Raw genomic sequence first — 20,143 nt, 5'->3', positions numbered from 1 at the left:
ATTGCCAAACGTTACATTTTTAGTTTGCCATAAACCCGCTAAAAAGAATTTAGGGGCTGTCCAGAAAGTCGAACACTTTCTGAACAGCCTTACTTCTTATAGGAATATTCTCTTAAAAACTTTGCTCCTGCGGTGGTCACATCAAACGCGCCTCCTCGTCGCAATTTATCTGCGGCGAAAGCACTAGCGCAGCCGCAATTTATCTGCGGCGAAAGCGCTAGCGACAGCCGCAATTTATCTGCGGCGAAAACTCTAGCGACAGCCGCAATTTATCTGCGGCGAAAGCACTAGCGACAGCCGCAATTTATCTGCGGCTAAGCATGTGCGACAGCCGCAAAGGGGGCGTCTCAAAATGACTTTTCAGACGCCCCCTTACTTATAAAAAATTAGCTTGAAGGAATCACTTTATTTGAACATCCTTTTTAGTAAAACAAAGTTAACCTTCATCAAATCATAAATTTTCTTTAGCAGATATTTTACAAGCTATAAAAACGAATAAAACACTAAGAATCACTAATAATGCTCTGTTTAACAAATAATAAGCAGGAGATATTGTGTAATAATAGTTTGAAGAATGGACACCTAATGAAAACCACTTAAACATCCTCGCTGAAGATAAAAAATCAAGCAATAAATAACTACCTACAACAAATAAAGCAGCATAACAATTTTTTGTTAACGTAATGAGGAATAGTAGAAGCGAAGTTAAAAATAGAATATTAGGTACAAATCTTAAACTTAAAACGATACTTAGTAAATCTAAAAAAGAAACAAATCGATAATAGAAGGTAGCCGTTATAAAATTGCTTAAAGAACAAATGAACACAAAATAACCCCATCTAAACAACATATTGTAATTAAATCTAGAAGCATTAAAGTAAATAATTAATTCATAGCGATTATTTATATAATCTTTTAGAAAAGCAAAAAAAACAAAGAAAACAGATATCATTGGAAAAGTATAATCATATAAATTATCGAATCCGTACAACGAATAACCAGCTCGTATTGAGCTCAAGTAGTCTGTAGGGGCAGGTGAAAAAATTCCTATAACTAAAAATAATAAAGTAATATATAAAACACCTTTTCCTAATGTATGATTATAATCATAATAATTAACAAACTTTGATATCTGTTCAAATTTGGTTTTGAAAATAGATATATGCATTTTCTAAAGAAATCTCCTTTTCATCATGATGAATATCAGAGTCTCCAATATATTTAACTTTGATTAAATCATCAGAAATTCGTTTTTCCTCAATAATTTTGTATTCTTTTCTAAATGAAACTAACTCAGTAATAGGTATATTTTTTGTAGAAATAAAAGGCACACTAATATTTATAATTTCTTCAACAGTACCTTGGAATTTTATAGTGTGATCTTTTAATATTAAAATCTCATTACTATATAGTTCGACATCTTCAATGATATGCGTTGATATTAATGTAATTGCATCCAAACTAATTTCAGCAAGATAACTTCTGAATTCGATTCTTTGTTCCGGATCAAGCCCAACTGTAGGTTCATCAATAATAATTAATTCCGGCTTTCCAAGTACTGCTTGAGCAATACCCAATCTTCTTTTATAACCTCCCGAATACGAGGAAAATCTTTTTTTAATGACATCACCAAGCCCAAATTTTATAATGACTTCTTCAAGAGCTTGTTTTTTTAAGTTTTTCGGTAGTTTTTTCACATCATATACATAGGATAAAAAATCATATCCGCTGATATTTGGATAAATATCAAAATTTTGCGGTAAATACCCAACTTTATGAATAGGATATTCATCTACATTGACTAAATGAGTGCCATTTAATTTGATTGTTCCAGAATTTGGTTTCTTCAATCCTGCAATTACTTTCATGAGCGTTGTTTTTCCAGCTCCGTTATTTCCTAATAATGCAATCACACCATTATGACAAGTAAAAGAAACATTCTCTAATACTTTCTTTTTTCTATATGAAAAATTGATTCCTTCTACTAATAATTGGTTTGACATAATCTATCACCTTATTAATTTCTTAGTAAACAAATCGAACGAAAATGGTGTCTCCAGAAACTTTTACAATTGCTGAAGAATCCTCTAATGGCCATATCCCCACAACCATCCTTGAATAATTTTTATCAAGAATTTTTTTCTTTACTTCATTAGGTAACTTTTCCATTGAATTAATGGACTCTACTAATATCATTTGAATTATCGATGGTTCATAACCGATTGGTATTACGTATTCAATTCCTTCTTCATGTACCACTTTGTATTGTCCCGAAAAAATAAACAAATCAGAAGCATTGCCTCTAATGACATATTTATCATCCACTTCTTTCACTACAGCCAGATTGCTAAATATTGTTCCTTTCTTCTCTAATTCAACATCAAAATAAATCTCTTTATTAGGATAATTAGATGTCTTAGGATACCAATAAAAACTATCTCCAGGTAGATTGACCGAAAATGGTGAAACGTAAAATAGATGAAAACCTAAGTCGTCAACAATATTTACTTTTCCTTGATATGTAATTTTTAATAAATGCTGTTGATCTTTTTTAAAGTCTCCTGTAATTTCTAATAAATCGTTTTCACGGGTAAAATCAAATCGAGTATTATCTATTTTGATTTCATTAATATCAAAAACTCGATCTAAAAATAATTGAATCGTATTCGTATCCTCATTAATTTTTATATTTAGTATGCTCTCGTTCGTTAATTTGTTTCCTAAATTTAATTTCATCTTATGGGAGAGAATTTGATATTCGTTTTGTAAAAACTCATTATATTGATGATGAACTTCTTTTTGGATAATGTAGTTATAAACTACAATCACTTGAGACAGTAAGATTATGGAAATTAATCCAACATTTAATAGTTTTTTCTTTTTATTTACTATAATTCTTATCAATAAACCAATTAATAAAATGAATAAAACAACGAATAATTTATCTAATAAATAGGATATATTGAAAAGGACACCAGCCAAATCATTTGTTGAAAAAAATACCTCATCATCATAAATATTAAATAACCTTCCAAATGGTGAAGTTGGATGAATCATATATGGAATTCTAATTAAAAGAATAAATATCAAAATAGAGATTACAATTGCAAAATTATTTTTTACTGTAAGGCCTACACTAATTCCAATTACAGTAAATAGAAAATTTGAAGAATAATAGATAATAAAAAAATGAATGATTCCTAGCCACAAATATTCGTTCATTGTAAAAGAATTTTTTAAAAAAAACATAATAGACACAGGAAATATTACAATTAAAGACATTAATATTAAATTTGCCATGCAGATTTTGCTTATAAATTTCCAAGAATCTTTTTCCAAAAAACTTATAATTTCCAATTGTTTTTGTGTGGTTATAGTAGAGGAAATTAAGAAAAAGAAGTTTAAGGTTATAAAGGTAAAATAACTAAATGTGGTAAATTGAAATATCGAAAAATTCAAAGTTTCACTTATACGTAATGTAAGTAAAATAGCTACTAACATTACAATAAAAAATAGAATATTCTTTATATTTAATTTTAAATAAAAAAAGGTTGATTGGTTTGGTAATAATTTAATATTACTCATATCTTATGGAAGTCCTTTCTACTTACAAGTATGGAGGTCCTTTTTATTTACAAGTGATATGTAAGTTGAATAGAGTAATGATAATTCATAACTCTATTCGCAAGGGTGTCTAAATTTTTAATTTTTAGATACCCCATTTGAAAATTAAGGATGAACTATAGAAACTTGAGCTTTTGCGGATGATGTAGAACCATTCCAGAGAACATAATAACTTTGATTAACACCACCGTTAGTAGCCTCTGCATTGAATTCTGCAGTAGAAGTATAAGGAGCTGTAACATCTACAGATTTTACATTTTGGTCAGGCCATAATACTCGGATTTTTTTTACAGTAGCGACGCCAGTTCCACTAATTCCTTTTGCTACTAATTTATGTGTTCCACTTCCTAAATAAACTTCTGAAGATTTTGCAGATGTTCCTGTAAGAGTTTCAGGTCCCAGTGTTCCTGCAAATGCCCCTGTTGATGTTAATAAGACTGCTGTAGCGAAACCGATTGCAAATAGTTTTTTGAATGATTTCATGATTTTGGCCTCCCTATTCTTTTAATTTATTTAACGGTACCGTCAAAGTAAAAAAATAACAATTTATACCTTTTTTGTAAATAATTAACTTGTATTATTTAGAAAACGATACATTCCTCCTATATAATAGAATTTCAGAACCATTTTTCTACAAAACTGTTTGTATTCGGATGAACTTAGTTAAAAGTTGGAGTTATATTTCAGTATCAAGTTAAATTTATAAAAGTATAATAGCCAGAATATTTAAGAATAAGTTCTCTTTTGTAATGACGTATAATAAATGTCTTGAATTTTTCAATCGATATTTTAGAGCTTTCTACTCGTACAATTGGAGGACAGGTACATTGACAGCATTTCTTTTACTAGAGGAGTTGATTGAGGCTCAAAAGGATCCTATTAGTGTATGGACTATTTATTCAAGTGGTGATAGTACATTTTTATAAAAGGTGGGGTATTTATGAAAAATGTTAATATAACTATTTATAATACTAAGTATTTTAATACTTTTATCCTCATGCATGTTATCGAATTCAATTAAAAATGCAGATATCCAAGTTAATAATCATGTTCCATCCTCATTAGATTCTTATGGATATGAGTTAATTGTGAATGACGGTTGGCTTGTGCGAAAGTTGAGTAACTAATTATCTCCCTATCCAAATCAATAGAGAAATCCCTCTGAATGTTATGTCATATCAAACTATCAAACTTTAATAGTTGAAAATATTTTTTAAAAAATAGATATTTTCAAATCTTCCAGAGAATTAAAAAAGTATTTATTTTAACAAAAAAGTTTGATATTATGATTATCGAGCACGCAAATTTCAGAAAAATGGCACGTCCGCGTTTTTTCTGAAAATTTTTAAAGTGATTAATGGAGGGGAAAAAATGAAAAAGAAGTTTTGGCTCTTATTAGCAGCACTATTCACACTTACTTTAGTGCTAAGTGCCTGCAGCGGCAGCAAAGAAGAAAACAAAAACGAAGGTGAAGGAAAAGAAACTTCTCGTTCAAAAGAACTTAATTTAGTCATCACTTCTGAGCCGCCTTCCTTACATCCAGGACTTGCGACAGATTCTACTTCTTCCGCAATTCTAAATAACGTATTTGAAGGCTTAACAACTCGCAAAGGTTCTGAAGTTGTGAATGCAGCAGCAGAAGACATTTCCATCAGCGATGACCAAATAACTTACACAATCAAATTACGCGATGCAAAATGGTCAAACGGAGATCCTGTAACAGCATATGACTTTGAATACGCTTGGAAGTGGGTATTAAATCCTGAAAACGCTTCCGAATATGCTTCTATGCTTTACCCAATCAAAAACGCAGAAGCTTACAACAAAGGTAAAGCGAAAGTTGAAGATGTTGGTATTAAAGTAGAAGACGATAAAACTTTAGTTGTTACATTGGAACAACCAACACCTTATTTCTTAGAAATGTTAGCATTTAAAACATACTTCCCAGTTAATAAAAATGTAGCTGAGAAAAATCCAAAATGGTACACAGAAGCTGGAGAAGATTATGTAACAAACGGTCCATTCTTGCTTGATTCTTGGAATCATAACAAAGATATCACATTGAAGAAAAACCCTACTTACTGGGATGCTGATAATGTAGCACTTGAAAAAGTAAATATTACAATGGTTGAATCTGAACAAACAGCAACAACTATGTTTGATAATGGCGAAATTGACTTCTTAGGTTCTCCATTCCAAACAGTAGCTTTAGATGCAATTGACCAATACAAATCAGAAGGTATTTTAAAAATCAAAGACTATGCAGCCATCTATGTATACAAATTTAATACAACAGATGAAATTCTTAAAAACAAAAATATCCGTCGTGCATTAGCACTTGCAATTGACCGTCAATCATTGATTGACAACATTACAAAAGGTGAACAAAAACCTGCATTAGGGATGGTTCCTGTAGCGATTAAAGGCTTTGAAGAAGATCGCGGCTACTTCAAAGACAATGATGTGGAAGAAGCGAAAAAAGCTCTTGAACAAGGTTTGAAAGAGCTAGGAATCAGCAAACCAGAAGATTTAAAAATCACAATTTCATTTAACACGAGTGAAGCTCACGCAGCAATCGCTCAGTTCATTCAAGAAAATTGGCGTAAAAACTTAGGCATCAATGCAACACTTGACAACTCTGAATGGCAAGTTTACTTAGACAAATTGTCAAATTTAGATTACCAAGTTGGACGTTTAGGTTGGATTGCAGACTACAACGATGCTTATACATTCCTAGAACAATATGATTCTGCTCAAAACGGTAACAACGATACAGGTTGGGAAAACCCAGAATATACAAGACTATTAAGAGAATCTAACAAAGAAACTGATCCAGAAAAACGTTTAGAATTATTAAAACAAGCAGAAGCAATCATTATTGAAGAAATGCCGGTTGCACCAATTTACTACTACACTAACCTAAGTGTTGCTAAAGACTATGTGAAAAACATGGAGACAGATATTTTAGGTAATATTTACTTAAAATATGTAGATGTTGAATAATAAATTGGTGTAATTAAATTCTAGGTTCATAGTTGTAAAGGCTGCTGAAATCGATTGTATTGATTCATAGCAGCCTTTCACTATTTTTTAGGACTATACAGAATTTTTAGATAAAGGAGGGAGCGCTTTGCTGAAGTACATTCTCAAAAGAATTGTTCTTATGTTCATTGCGTTATTAATTATCATCACGGCAACCTTTTTCTTAATGAAGGCTGCACCTGGTAATCCTTTTGCAAGTGAAAAGGATTTTCCACCTGAAATTGAAGCAAATTTAAGAGCGAAATATGGATTAGATAATCCTTGGTATATTCAATATAAGGATTATTTACTCAATACGTTGACGTTTGACTTTGGCGAGTCCATGAAATATAAAAACCGCTCCACGAACGATATTATTGCCGATGGTTTCCCGGTTTCATTATCTCTTGGACTTGAAGCCATGTTTTTAGCGGTTGGAATCGGTGTATTACTTGGCATCATTGCGGCCCTTTACCATAACCGCGTGATTGATTATTTTGCAACGACCATCGCGGTTTTGGGCATTTCAATCCCCTCATTCGTTATGGCCGGATTAATGCAATACTTCATCTCTTTAAAATTGGGCCTATTCCCTGTTGCCGGGTGGAACGGCTTTAAATACTCAGTTCTGCCAGCGTTGGCAATCGCTTTGACACATGCGGGGTATATCGCAAAATTGGTCCGTTCCAGCATGTTGGAACAAAACAACAGTGAATATGTGAAATTAGCCCGTGCCAAAGGGCTTGGCAAATGGACAATCACTTTTAAGCATACTTTGCGTAATGCATTAATGCCGGTTATTACTTATTTAGGGCCTTTAACAGCCGGGGTTGTAACAGGAAGTTTTGTTATAGAGCAAATTTTTGCCATTCCTGGATTAGGTAGACATTTCGTTCAAAGTATCACAAACCGTGATTATACAGTCATTATGGGAACAACCGTATTCTATGCAATTATTTTAATGCTCGCTGTATTAATCGTAGACATCTTATACACTATCATTGACCCGCGCATTAAATTGAAAGGAGGAGCAAAGAAATAATGGTAAAACAGCATGAAACGAGCAACAATTTAACTCCTGAAATGTTTACAGTAGTCGGACCGCGGTTGGAAGAAGGCGATAAATTGGCAAAAAAGCCTGTATCGTTCTGGAAAGAAGTATTCCTCCGCTTTAACCAAAATAAATTGGCGGTTACAGGTGTTATCATTTTATTCCTCATTACACTGTTTGCGATATTTGTTCCTGAACTGTCGCAATACAGTTATCGCGATCAATTAGGTGTTTATAATGCAGCTCCTTCAAAGGAACATTGGTTTGGAACAGATGATTTAGGGCGGGATATTTTTGTTCGTGTATGGTTTGGTGCCCGCATTTCATTATTTATCGGTATCACAGCTGCCATTATTGATTTAATCATTGGCGTTTTATGGGGAAGCATTTCTGGACTTATTGGCGGACGTGTAGATGATATTATGATGCGGATTGTCGATATTTTATCTGCTATCCCTTACCTTTTAGTGGTAATCATTTTATTGGTAGTAATGGAACAAGGTCTTTTACCGATGATTATCGCTTTATCGATTACCGGTTGGATCAACATGGCACGGATTGTCCGCGGTGAAGTGTTATCCATTAAAAACCGTGAATTCGTACTAGCATCGAGAACTCTTGGCGCAAGAAATTGGCATTTAATTATCCGCCACATTATCCCAAATGCTTTAGGTGCAATTCTTGTAACGATGACATTAACAATTCCAAGCGCCATCTTCACAGAATCGTTCTTAAGCTTTTTAGGTTTAGGAGTAAACCAACCAGTTGCCAGCTGGGGAACAATGGCATCAGAAGGTATGGGCGGTTTACGTGTAGCCCCTTGGCGTTTATTCTTCCCTGCTTTCTTAATTTCTTTAACGATCTTTGCTTTTAATGCCGTTGGTGATGGTTTGCGCGATGCACTTGATCCAAAATTACGCAAATAGAAAGGGGTGGAAGCATGAATAAACCATTACTCGAAGTCAAAAATTTAAAAATCAACTTCAAAACATACGCAGGGCTTGTTCAAGCAGTACGTGGCGTTGATTTTACATTATATGAAGGGGAAACTTTGGCAATTGTTGGCGAATCCGGTTCGGGTAAAAGTGTGACAACCAATGCCATTATGAAATTGATTCCGCAGCCACCAGGAATATATGCGGATGGTCAAATCTTATTGGAAGGAAAAGATTTAATTCCCCTTTCCGATAAAGAAATGTCCAAAATTCGTGGCAATGAGATTGCGATGATTTTCCAAGATCCAATGACTGCTTTAAACCCAACTATCCGTGTTGGAAAACAAATTATGGAAGTAATTTTAAAACATAAAAAAGTTTCAAAGCAAGAAGCAAAAGAAAGAGCAATTGAATTGCTTCGCCAAGTCGGCATTCCAATGCCAGAAAAACGGTTCAGCCAATATCCACATGAATTTAGTGGCGGTATGAGACAGCGTGTTGTTATCGCCATTGCGCTTGCGGCTGATCCGAAATTATTGATTGCCGATGAACCGACAACAGCCCTTGACGTGACGATTCAAGCGCAAATATTGGAATTATTAAAGGAACTTCAAAAAAAACATAAAACATCTATTATTTTTATTACCCATGATTTAGGGGTTGTAGCAAATGTCGCCGATCGGGTGGCGGTTATGTATGCAGGACAAATTGTGGAATACGGAACGGTCAACGATATTTTCTACAATCCAAAACATCCATACACTTGGGGACTTCTTGGCTCCATGCCTGATCTAAATAACAAAAGTGATGAAAGATTGTATGCGATTCCAGGTTCTCCACCGGATTTGACTAATCCGCCAAAAGGTGATGCCTTTGCACCTCGGAACAAATATGCATTGGCCATCGATTTTGAAAAAGAACCTCCAATGTTTAAAGTATCCGATACACATTATGCTAAAACATGGCTATTGCATGAATATGCACCGAAAATCGACATTCCTGAGCCAATCGTAAGAAGAATGGAAAGATATAAGAAGGAGGCTGGATTAGGTGAATAAAGAGAATAAAATTTTGGAAGTAAAAAACTTAACTCAATATTTCGGCTCTCCTTCCAATCCAATAAAAGCTGTTGACGGCATTAGTTTTCATATTTTTGAAGGTGAAACATTAGGCCTCGTTGGTGAATCTGGCTGCGGTAAATCCACTACAGGCCGCTCCATTATCGGACTCTATAACATTACTGGCGGCGAAGTGATTTTCAAAGGAAAAAATGTTCATCAAATCAAATCGAAAAAAGAACAAAAGCAATTAAAACGGGAAATACAAATGATTTTCCAAGACCCATATGCTTCACTGAACCCGCGGATGACAGCTGGTGAAATCATCAGCGAAGGATTTGATATCCACGGCCTATATAAAAACAAAACAGAACGTCAAGAAAAGATTATTTCTTTATTGGAAGCAGTTGGCTTAAATCGTGAACATATGACACGATATCCACATGAATTTTCCGGTGGCCAAAGACAACGAATTGGAATTGCTAGAGCGTTAAGTTTAGATCCAAGCTTCATTATCGCCGATGAGCCGATTTCCGCTCTCGACGTTTCCATTCAAGCGCAAGTAGTCAATTTGCTAAAAGATCTGCAAAAGGAACGAAATTTGACTTATTTATTTATTGCCCATGATTTATCGATGGTTAAATATATCAGCGATCGGATTGCGGTTATGTATCGGGGAAAAATTATGGAGTTGGGCGATGCAGACGAAATTTACAACAACCCAATTCATCCATATACAAAATCTTTATTATCCGCTGTTCCTCTTCCAGATCCGATTTTGGAAAGAAAACGGAAACGAATTCCTTATGTCCATGAAGAAACACCGGATACAGCTAAAATGCATGAGCCATTGCCAAATCATTTTGTTTACGGTACGGATGAACAAGTCAATAAATGGGTAAAACAAGCAAAGCTGTAGGGCTTAGTGTAAAAAAGGCTTAAGGGGCCCTAAATCCCCTTAGGCCTTTTTTTGTTTTTTGGGGAGTACTTGACGGAAAGAAGAGGCTAATGAAAATATTTTATTTATTTTCCGCTCTAAGAGGCTTGGCATTCGGCATCCGAATGATTAAATAAGAAGGAATATTAGTAAAAATGTTGAAAGTAATATAAAATGTCGTTTATTTCAAGCTAATAAAGGGAGAGTCATATGAGGAATAAAATCATTATGTTGATTTCTGTACTATTGTTAATGACTCTTGTCGGCTGTAAAAATTTTGATGAAAACAAAAAGTTAGAGGCAAGCCCTACTTTTAGATTACCCGTGACTTTTCATGACGGAATAAAGGGTGAGTATGTATTGATTGGGAAAGAAGGTAAGATGGGAATTTTGGTCGGTTCGGGTAACGAAGGTGAAGCAGTCGCAACAAAGTTTATTGCGAATCAACCGGATAAATATATGTGGCATTTCTGGGGAGAGGAAGATAAAATCAGCGGTGATTTTAAAGTAGTTGGTGTTGATGAAGACGGAAAAGAACATCCTGTTTTGTTATTTGGCAATGATGCAGTATGGCAATATTCTGATGTTTCCATTAGCCCACATAACGGTGCAGATTCCCATATTCCATCTAATATGATGTTCCCTTCAAGTGGATTATGGAAATTAAAAATATATTTTAATGATAAATTATTTGAGGAACTCGTTATAAACGTTGAAGAGAGTTAAAGGATGTTTCTAGCTTAATATTTTAATTCATCAATACAAAGAGGCAGGATTTAATCTACACTTTTGGAGACTAAATCTGCCTCTATTCCTTTTTTACATCACTTGTACTATTTTAGTTAAGTAAAATTATGGCAACCATTTTTTATACTTCTTGAAGAACTCTTTGAAAATTCTAATGATCACTAGATACTAAAGCTGTGATTGTTTTCTTTTTCCAAACAAGTTTATAGTACAAATATTGCAGAATTAAATTCACAGCGAATGATATCGGATAAGCTAGCCATATTCCAAAAATACCAAGTGAAGTATGAGTTGATAATAAATATGCAGATGGAACTTCTATAAGCCAAATTGTTGAGATTAAAATAACAGTTGGCCATAGTACTGTCCCTGTTGCACGCATTGTCGCAGAGATTACTTGAACATGAGCTAATAATAAATAACTCCAAAAAGAAATAAACATTAAGCCTTTTGCCAGAGCAATTGTTTCTGGACTTGTTAAGAATACTCTTAAGATAGGTTCAGCAAATAAATAGACAACAATTACTAGAATTCCTCCAAATAGATAACTTAACTTTAACCCCAATTTGGTAATTTTCTCTATGCTTTCTTGCTTCCCCGCTCCTATGGCTTGCGCTACAAACACTGATATTGCGATTGAAACTGACATACCAGGAATTTGAACATAGCTTGCAATTTGATTCACAATTCCATACGCTGCAGTCGCATTTGAACCATATCGATTAACAAAGTATATTACTGCTATCCCTGCCATAGAAATTGCAATCATACTAATACTAGAAGGGATCGCTAGTTTAAGTAAACTCTTTACTAAGTCCCCTTTAATTCGGATATTTTTGATTGTTTCTTTATCTAATTTAATGATATGACCAGTTTTTGATAAGTATAGCAGTAGTAATATAAATGTTATTAAGTTTGAAAGTACAAAGGCATAAGCTGCACCATCTAATCCCAATGCAGGTAGCCCTAACCAACCAAACATTAGTATTGGTAACAATACAACATTGACAATAATACTTACAATTAAGAAGATTAAAGGTGTTTTTGAATCTCCTGTACCACGAATAAATGTTGTATAACACATATATAAAAACATAATTGGTAATGTAACAAATAATATTTTTGCGTAGCTTGCACTTTCTTCTAAAATATTTTCAGGTGTACCCATTAATTTCAAAATACCCTCTGTGAAAAAGCCACCAACGAATGCAACTACTACAGATATTAATAGTGTTAATCCAATAGTAACCCCAACAACTTCCTTTAGCTTCTCTATATTTTTAGCACCAAATGCCTGACCTACTAATATCGAACTCCCAGACCCAACGCCTATCGCAAAAGATATTAATAGGAACAGTAGAGGAAAGAATGCTGATATAGCTGCTAGTGATTCTTCACCTAAAGTTTGTCCAACTATTATTGTTGAAATGATTTGTCCTAACGATTGTATTACGCTTGAAAACGCAACAGGAATTAGAAAGAAAATCATTGATTTTGTTAATGATATTTGATTATTTTGCATCTTCATCAATCTCCATATTTTAGTTAAAGCATGATCAGAAATTTTTTATTGCATCCATGCTTATTTTGATTCGTTTACAACAAAAAACTTTATTCTATCTTTTAAATTTTTGTCTACAACTAAGAAACTATTTCATACTAAAACATTGTTTTCCTCTTGCAGTTTAGCCTATTGAATTTAATTGATCATCCGTTTGTTATATTCCTGAACATTGAACATCTAACTGGGAATTTCTCATTTCATTTTATAAGCCCTCTCCTTCCAGAGTATTAAAAGCTTTTTATTTCAAGCAACTTGGCAATCATTTTACCAAGTGAAAGCCACTCAACAACAAAATTTGCCCTTCATTCTATCACACCAATAAAATAAGCCTCTCGCGGAATGAGAGGCTATTAATTATTAATGAGACATAATTACTAACAGGATAATGAATAAAATCGCAAAGAAGTAAAGTAATGGATGAACCTCTTTACCCTTACCTTTCAGTAACTTAAATAATGGGTAAGAAATAAACCCGAATGCAATACCATCTGAAATACTGGACGTTAATGGCATGATTAAAATTACTAAAAATGCTGGAAATGCTTCTTCTACTTTATCCCATTCGATATGGCGGACAACACCAATCATTAAACTACCCACGATAATTAAGGCAGGAGAAGTAATAGCAGGTACACTTGCTAATGTAGCTGCTAATGGCGAGAAGAATAACGTAATGATAAATAGCCCTGCAACTACTAACGACGTTAATCCAGTACGTCCACCTACTGCTACACCAGAAGAAGATTCGATATAGGCTGTTGATGGGCTTGTACCAAACATTGAACCGATGATTGTTGCCATTGAATCACCAAGGAAAGCTTGACGTGCTCGTGGCAATTTATCATCTTTTAAAATACCCGCTTGTTTCGCAACGCCAATCATCGTACCTGTCGTGTCAAACAATGTAACTAAAATGAATGAAAATACTGTCCCATATAAGCCATATTTAATGACATCGCCAAAGGCTTCAATTGGATTCCATACTAAAATCCCTTCTGGTAATGATGGCATTGAAACAACACCATCGAAATTTAAATTACCAGTAAATGCAGCGAGGATTGCTGTGACAATCATACCCCAGAAAATTGCACCGAATACACGGTACATCATGAAAATAGCCGTAACTAGAACCCCTACAATTGTTAACCAAACCATAGGGCTTGATAAATCTCCTAATCGGACTAATGTCGCTTCGTCATCTGTCACGATGCCTGCTGATCGCATACCAATGAAAGCGATGAATAAACCGATACCAGCAGTAATAGCTAATTTTAAATTATTCGGTATGGCTTTAACGAGCATTTGTCGTAAAGGCGTTAAGCTAATAATAAAGAAAATAATACCCGCTACAAATACAGCAGAAAATGCTGTCATATAGTCAATTTCGCCTTTAGACGCTTGGACAACCGAAAACGTAAAGAATGCATTCAGCCCCATACCCGGAGCCATTGCAATTGGATAATTGGCAAATAGCGCTAACCATAATGTACCAAATACTGCCGCAATAATTGTCGCTGTGAATACTTGTTCACTAGGAACACCAGAAATCGCTAGAATCGAAGGGTTAACGATAACGATATATACCATTGTTAAGTAAGTTGTTAAACCTGCAAAAATTTCAGTTTTTACAGTAGTATTATTTTCTTGTAGTCGAAACAAAAAGTTCAGCCCCCTAAATACGAACATTTAAAACAACAGAATTAATAATATTCGGTCTTTAGCTTAAATGCAAGTGTTTTTTACGGGAATTTTCTCTGTATATCAAAATTTTAAAAATAAAGAAAATTAAGAATAAAGGATTCTTTCCTCTTACAAAAAGACTTAGTGGCAACAACTGAATTCGACATTATATTTTCTCCTTATAATGATGAAATTAGTCGGTTTGAAGCTTCTGGTGTTAAATGAGGGATTTCATTAGTACGGAACATTTTTTCGAGTTATAGGCTAATATGTTCTTCTTTTACAAGGCTGTTCTTAAACATACAAAAAGACCGTCAAAGTGACGATCTCATAGTATTATTTAGAACGGACGCTAGATAACACCAACCATCACGAAGCGTATGGATATATGTAATATCAGCTACCCATTTTTCGTTGATTGTTGTTGTAGTGAAATCTTGATTTAATACATTTACCGAAAAAATTGAATTAAAAGAAGGAATAAAAAATTGGTGCTGGTTTATCGCCAACACCCATTTTCTTCTTTCTATTTATTTATTACTAAAATCTAGTTCACAATACCCTCGGGAAGTCTAAAATTTTTTTGATTGATTTCATAAGATTTTTCCCATTGTTCATGTAACTTGTTTTTATAGTATATCCATCCATACTTTAATAGCTGTACCGATAATGAGAATCGCTAGAATCCACTTCAAAATAGAAGGGTTCATTTTTTTACCAACCTTCACTCCTAAAGGTGAAGCAATGATACTTGCGACAATCATAATAATGGCTGGCAAGTAATCTACTTGCCCTGTTGATAGTTTCCCTACTGCACTTCCTATCGATGAAATAAACGTAACAGCTAAACTTGTTGCAATGGTCATGCGAGTTGGTATTTTTAATACGACAAGCATTATCGGTACAAGGAGGAAACCACCGGCTGCTCCAACAATCCCTGAACCAATTCCCACTATGAGAGATAAAATCGTTGCAAGTAGTTTATTGAAAGTGACTTGTTCTAACGGGATATCATCAATTTGCTTCTTTGGAATAAACATCATAATTCCGGCGATTAACGCCAAGATTCCGTATACAATGTTAACACCTTGTTCCGAAAAATAGGATGAACCAAAACTTCCGATGATACTTCCTATTAAAATTCCACTTCCCATATAGAAAATAAGGGATTTATTTAAATAGTTACCTTTTCGATATGCCCAAACACCAGCAAGAGAAGCAAAGAATACTTGTACAGCACTTATCCCAGATACCTCATGAGCTGTAAATGCGGTAAAGCCTAATAAAGAAGGGATATACAAAAGCATTGGATATTTAATAATCGATCCACCAATTCCAACCATCCCTGAGATAAATGACCCAACAAATCCTATTGCAAATATGGTTAGAATCCAAGCAATGTCCATGTTGATACCTTCTTTCCAGAAGAGGTGACACCCTCTCCCGAATGTCACCTCTCCTCTTTATCGATTCGTTATCCCTTTTTAATAATGAATTTGATTACATCCGCTTCAATCGATTGATCTAATATTTCATGTCCACTTGATTTAGCCCAAGCAGGAAAGTCAGATAGTGCGCCTTTGTCTGTCACATGCACTTCTAACACTTGACCTGTCGCTAACGTATCCATTGCTTTTTTTGCCCGTACAATCGGGAGTGGACAAGATAATCCTTTTGCATCTAACACTTGATTGACTTCCATTTCAAACGCTCCTTTTTAATTCTCATTAAAAAGGGGGAGTTTATCATTCTCCCCACCTGTTTCATAATTAACGTACCGCACAACGGTTTGGACCGATTTCCATTTCCATTTGTTCTTCTTCGTCTGGTGTCAATTTCCCCATATTTACTTGACGAATTTCTTGGTATGCATTTGGTTGTGGTGGCAAGTTTTCTGTTACTGTCTTACGGAATTCTTCTTCACTTTCAATATTTAAACCATGGTTTTCCGCAAATAGATTCCCTAAACGTTTTGCAACTGTTCCATCTTCATTCAACTCATCAATAATCATGAAGTGTGCAGGCAATACAATTAAATCTTCCGCTAACTCACGATAACGGCGATAAAGCGTTTCGCGAAGATCTCCTACCCAATCCTCAGCACGTCCTGCTAAGTCAGGTCGACCGATGGAATCAATGAATAAAATATCTCCTGTTAATAAATACTTGTTATCTACGATGAAGGAAGTTGAACCAATTGTATGACCTGGTGAATACAGAGCGCCTACTTCAATTTTGGAATTCCCAACCTTCACTGTTAAACCATCTTCCAATGGATTATATTCATAAACCACCTCATCTGCATCTTTTGGTGGTAAATAATATTTCGCCCCTGTTTCCTTTGCAATATGGCGTCCTCCGGAGATGTGGCCCGCATGTAAGTGTGTATCAAATACGTGGGTAATTTCCACATTTTTTTCTTTCGCAAAGTTGATGAACACATCTTTAAAACGAACTGCGTCAATAATGGCAGCTTCACCATCAGAAATGACCATATAAGATAAGCAGCCTTTCCCTAGACGAACAAATTGATACAATTCACCTCCATTAGTCAAATCACCTATTTTAATCGGCTCGAGGTAAGAGCTCCAAGCTTTCATACCACCCTCAAGGTAGTACACATCGTATCCTGCATCTGAAAGCATTTCCGCAACCATGACAGAAGAGCCCTCTTTCGCACAAACAACTAAAATATCTTGATCGGACGGTAATTTTGGAAGAATTTTTTCCACACCATCTAATAATTCAAAGTAAGGCACATTTAAATATTCAAATCGGTGTCCTTCAATTTTCCAATCTTCAAAATCATCTCTGTTTCGTACATCTAAAATAAATAATGGTTGATTTTCGATTACTTTACGAGCTACTTGTGCTGATGTCATTTTTTGAACTGCCATTCCACTTACCCCCTGCAGGTATATTTTTGTGATATGAAGTGGAAGAGTAATCCCTTCCACTAAAGAATGGAATAAAACAAATGATTAAAACGTTAATGTTGGTGCAGCATCTTTTGCAAACTCAAGGAATGTAACTGCGCCACCTACATCAATTCCATCAATAAAGTCTTCTTTCGTTAAATTCATAACATCCATTGTCATTTGACAAGCGATTAATTTTACTCCCATCTCTTTTGCCATTTCTACTAATTCCGGAATACTCGGAACATTTGCTTTCGCAAATCCTTCTGCATAATGTTCTTTTCCTTCTGGAAGTGGCAATTGTTTCATCGCTTCTTTATGAATCAAGTTCAGACCCTCAAATGTAAAGAAGATTGCTACTTCTTTCTCTGTAGCAGCTGCTGCCGTTGCGATATTAAATACCTTATATGCATCAAATAATCCACCATTACTTGCAATAATTGCAACTTTATTAGACATTTTTCAAACCCCTCCGAATTTATAATTTTTTTATTAAATCGCCTTTCCAAGCACTCATTCCTGGTAAGACGTTATAAACTTTTGTAAAACCTTTTTCTACTAATTTTTGAGCAGCTAAATCACTGCGTGTACCTGTTCGACAAATGACATAGATTTCCTTGTCTTTGTCTAATTCATCTAAACGGTCTTCTAATTCCCCCATTGGAATGGATATGGAGCCTTCAATATGACCAAAAGCGTATTCCACTTCTTCTCGAACATCTAGAAGAATTCCGCCATTTTTCACTCGACTCAGAACTTCATCATTCGAGATTGTATGTTCAAATTTCTTTTCAACAACTTTCTCATTACATTTACGAATGTAATGAAACAGCACGCCATTTTCTTCAAACATACCGATATATTGATGTCCAACACTGTCACACCATGCTTTTAAGTCGGCAATTGAACCTTTATCGGTCGCTTTCACTTCTAATACTTGGCCTTCCTCGATACCTTCCATTGCCTTTTTCGTCTTCACAATCGGCATTGGACATGAAAGCCCCGTACAATCTAACTGTACATGTGCTTTTATCGACATCTTAAAACCTCCATATACCTATTAGGGTATTTTATTTTAGAAAAATTTTTTGTTGAATATAAAATCAAAAATTTGCCGTCATGGAATCCTTTTCTTCATGTATGAATAAATATTTTATTACAGAAATTGGTTTTTTCTTCTAATATTGAATAGAATTCCAACACAAATTAGAGCAAAACTTGAATTGACAGCAATACATTATCTTAAGATAGATGATTTGAAACCTCCTTTTCCCTTTCTTTGTTACTCTAACGATATCATATACCCGTCAGGGTATAATGTCAACACTTAAATCTTATTTTTACTGTTTTTAAAAGATTAACTAAAATTTCCAATACTTTTGTACAATTCCGTAAAGGAAATGTAGCCCTTAAAAGAAGGGAATTCTCTATTCAAGTCGTAAAATTGTTGATGGTAATTAATTTTTGTAGTGTTTGGCATTATGCATAAATTTTTGCATATTTGACGCTTTACATGGTGGCGGGCATGATAGGCTACTTTGCCTTGCAAAGTCCAAATATAATTATGGCTTGCCCCCTTTGCAAGAAATCATACCCGCAAAGGCTCCATGTCAAGTTGCAACACTATGCATTTGCAATTGCACAACTGTGTACTTTTTCATTGCAAAACACATAAGTTTATTGTCTATTGTGAAGGTTAAATAAATAATATATGTTTATGCGGTTTTGAAGCAATATTTGAACATAAAATAAATGGAATACACCTTTTGGTAACAGAAAAACCTAGCCCTATTGTTGTTTAATTACCAATACAGGCTAGGTTTAATATTATTATGCAATTATATTAGTTTCGCACTGTAACTAGTAGTATCTAACAGCATCATCGAAACCTTGAGTAATAGCTTGTCTATCTTTTTCATCTTCTGGTTGTCCAACACCAATTCCTACACCTGTACCACCAATAAGTAATACAGTTTTAGAAAATAGTGTTTCACCTACGTAACCATAGTTATAATTACCGATATATTCCGTATTTATTACTCTTGTTCCTGAATAAGTATAGGCTGTCCATTCTTTATACCAGTATCTATATCCTGGTTGAACCTTGTAGTCCCATGCTCCACCTTCTCTTACCTTACCTACGAAGTAACCTACTGCAGATGCATAAGCACTTTGCGGAGAGATTTTTAGAACAGCACTTAAGTAGTCTTCTAACTCCTTTTTGTTACGCTATCATAAGTAGATATGCGAACTACCGTTAATAAATAAAATGGATATAGTATTAAACTCGCTGTAAAAACTAATCCTATAATAGGGATTGGTCTATCCCCTTCGTTGTACATAGGAAATATATTTGTAAAAGAGGAAATAAATAAGAAAATGATCGGTAAACAAATAAATGGCCCCAAGTAATTCCACTTGTTTTGTTTTAAAAATTTTTTATTGAGCATATAGAATATAAAAGTGCTGGATATTATTAAAATTAAAATTAGCAATCCAATTAAAATGGATACTGTCCCTACCTCTAAATTAATAAATCTACTAATACGATAGATATTCAGCATAAGTTCTGCCTCTATCACATAAAAGAGGGCATAAATACTACTAA

At 34.3% G+C, this 20,143-nt stretch carries 16 protein-coding genes and 1 pseudogene; 6 read left to right on the top strand and 11 right to left on the bottom strand.

Annotation, left to right across the window (positions count from 1 at the left end; translation table 11 throughout):
• Positions 1 to 1,136: 1,136 nt before the first annotated feature.
• The 3 genes from NSQ18_RS11330 to NSQ18_RS11320 form a co-directional block, all read right to left on the bottom strand.
• Positions 1,137 to 2,003 (bottom strand): ATP-binding cassette domain-containing protein, encoded by an 867-nt coding sequence (locus tag NSQ18_RS11330; RefSeq protein ID WP_339288113.1) that lies wholly within the window; start codon positions 2,001 to 2,003, stop codon positions 1,137 to 1,139.
• Positions 2,004 to 2,025: 22 nt separating this feature from the next.
• Positions 2,026 to 3,222, bottom strand: coding sequence for a hypothetical protein (locus tag NSQ18_RS11325; protein WP_339288112.1), 1,197 nt, complete (start codon positions 3,220 to 3,222; stop codon positions 2,026 to 2,028).
• A 507-nt stretch (positions 3,223 to 3,729) separates the two neighbouring features.
• A complete protein-coding gene (locus tag NSQ18_RS11320; protein ID WP_096551797.1) occupies positions 3,730 to 4,107 on the bottom strand; it encodes a hypothetical protein in 378 nt (125 codons plus the stop codon).
• 888 nt (positions 4,108 to 4,995) lie between these two features.
• Between NSQ18_RS11320 and NSQ18_RS11315 the strand changes: the two genes are divergently transcribed.
• The 6 genes from NSQ18_RS11315 (at position 4,996) to NSQ18_RS11290 (ending at position 11,352) form a co-directional block, all read left to right on the top strand.
• On the top strand, positions 4,996 to 6,627 hold the full coding sequence (locus tag NSQ18_RS11315; RefSeq protein ID WP_339288110.1) for a peptide ABC transporter substrate-binding protein: 1,632 nt from the start codon (positions 4,996 to 4,998) through the stop codon (positions 6,625 to 6,627).
• A gap of 127 nt (positions 6,628 to 6,754) precedes the next feature.
• Entirely contained in the window at positions 6,755 to 7,687 is a 933-nt protein-coding gene (locus NSQ18_RS11310; protein ID WP_096551801.1) for an ABC transporter permease, read from the top strand.
• A 41-nt stretch (positions 7,688 to 7,728) separates the two neighbouring features.
• A complete protein-coding gene (locus NSQ18_RS11305) occupies positions 7,729 to 8,622 on the top strand; it encodes an ABC transporter permease (protein ID WP_172597922.1) in 894 nt (297 codons plus the stop codon).
• 14 nt (positions 8,623 to 8,636) lie between these two features.
• Complete coding sequence (locus tag NSQ18_RS11300) at positions 8,637 to 9,689, top strand: ABC transporter ATP-binding protein (RefSeq protein ID WP_096551805.1); 1,053 nt, start codon at positions 8,637 to 8,639, stop codon at positions 9,687 to 9,689.
• Positions 9,682 to 10,608 carry an ATP-binding cassette domain-containing protein gene (locus NSQ18_RS11295; protein ID WP_339288107.1) on the top strand — a complete coding sequence of 309 codons (927 nt, stop codon included), beginning with the start codon at positions 9,682 to 9,684 and terminating at the stop codon, positions 10,606 to 10,608. The genes NSQ18_RS11300 and NSQ18_RS11295 overlap by 8 nt, the downstream gene beginning before the upstream one ends.
• 228 nt (positions 10,609 to 10,836) lie before the next feature.
• Positions 10,837 to 11,352 (top strand): DUF4871 domain-containing protein, encoded by a 516-nt coding sequence (locus NSQ18_RS11290; RefSeq protein WP_339288105.1) that lies wholly within the window; start codon positions 10,837 to 10,839, stop codon positions 11,350 to 11,352.
• A gap of 172 nt (positions 11,353 to 11,524) precedes the next feature.
• On the opposite strand, the gene NSQ18_RS11285 is transcribed toward NSQ18_RS11290, so the two are convergent.
• The 8 genes and pseudogenes from NSQ18_RS11285 to NSQ18_RS11250 form a co-directional block, all read right to left on the bottom strand.
• Entirely contained in the window at positions 11,525 to 12,901 is a 1,377-nt protein-coding gene (locus tag NSQ18_RS11285) for an MATE family efflux transporter (protein ID WP_026019130.1), read from the bottom strand.
• Positions 12,902 to 13,294: 393 nt separating this feature from the next.
• Complete coding sequence (locus tag NSQ18_RS11280; protein ID WP_339288103.1) at positions 13,295 to 14,596, bottom strand: NCS2 family permease; 1,302 nt, start codon at positions 14,594 to 14,596, stop codon at positions 13,295 to 13,297.
• Positions 14,597 to 14,955: 359 nt separating this feature from the next.
• Positions 14,956 to 15,072 (bottom strand): annotated as a pseudogene (locus tag NSQ18_RS11275) (IS3 family transposase); the annotation flags it as partial.
• 174 nt (positions 15,073 to 15,246) lie between these two features.
• The gene (locus NSQ18_RS11270; protein ID WP_339288102.1) at positions 15,247 to 16,023 is read right to left on the bottom strand and encodes a sulfite exporter TauE/SafE family protein; all 777 of its coding nucleotides are present in this window, start codon (positions 16,021 to 16,023) and stop codon (positions 15,247 to 15,249) included.
• A gap of 68 nt (positions 16,024 to 16,091) precedes the next feature.
• Positions 16,092 to 16,319, bottom strand: a complete 228-nt coding sequence (locus tag NSQ18_RS11265; RefSeq protein WP_016839193.1) for a sulfurtransferase TusA family protein — start codon at positions 16,317 to 16,319, stop codon at positions 16,092 to 16,094.
• 67 nt (positions 16,320 to 16,386) lie between these two features.
• Positions 16,387 to 17,514 carry an MBL fold metallo-hydrolase gene (locus NSQ18_RS11260; protein ID WP_339288100.1) on the bottom strand — a complete coding sequence of 376 codons (1,128 nt, stop codon included), beginning with the start codon at positions 17,512 to 17,514 and terminating at the stop codon, positions 16,387 to 16,389.
• An 84-nt stretch (positions 17,515 to 17,598) separates the two neighbouring features.
• Positions 17,599 to 17,994, bottom strand: coding sequence for a DsrE/DsrF/DrsH-like family protein (locus NSQ18_RS11255; RefSeq protein WP_016839191.1), 396 nt, complete (start codon positions 17,992 to 17,994; stop codon positions 17,599 to 17,601).
• Between the two features lie 19 nt (positions 17,995 to 18,013).
• Positions 18,014 to 18,574: a sulfurtransferase TusA family protein gene (locus NSQ18_RS11250; protein ID WP_016839190.1), complete on the bottom strand. Its 561-nt coding sequence runs from the start codon at positions 18,572 to 18,574 to the stop codon at positions 18,014 to 18,016.
• Positions 18,575 to 20,143 lie beyond the last annotated feature (1,569 nt).

Source organism: Ureibacillus sp. FSL K6-0786, from assembly GCF_037965165.1.
Classification (GTDB): domain Bacteria; phylum Bacillota; class Bacilli; order Bacillales_A; family Planococcaceae; genus Ureibacillus; species Ureibacillus thermosphaericus.
The sequence above is the reverse complement of the archived record's forward strand: the minus strand, read 5'-3'. Positions and strand labels throughout refer to the sequence as shown.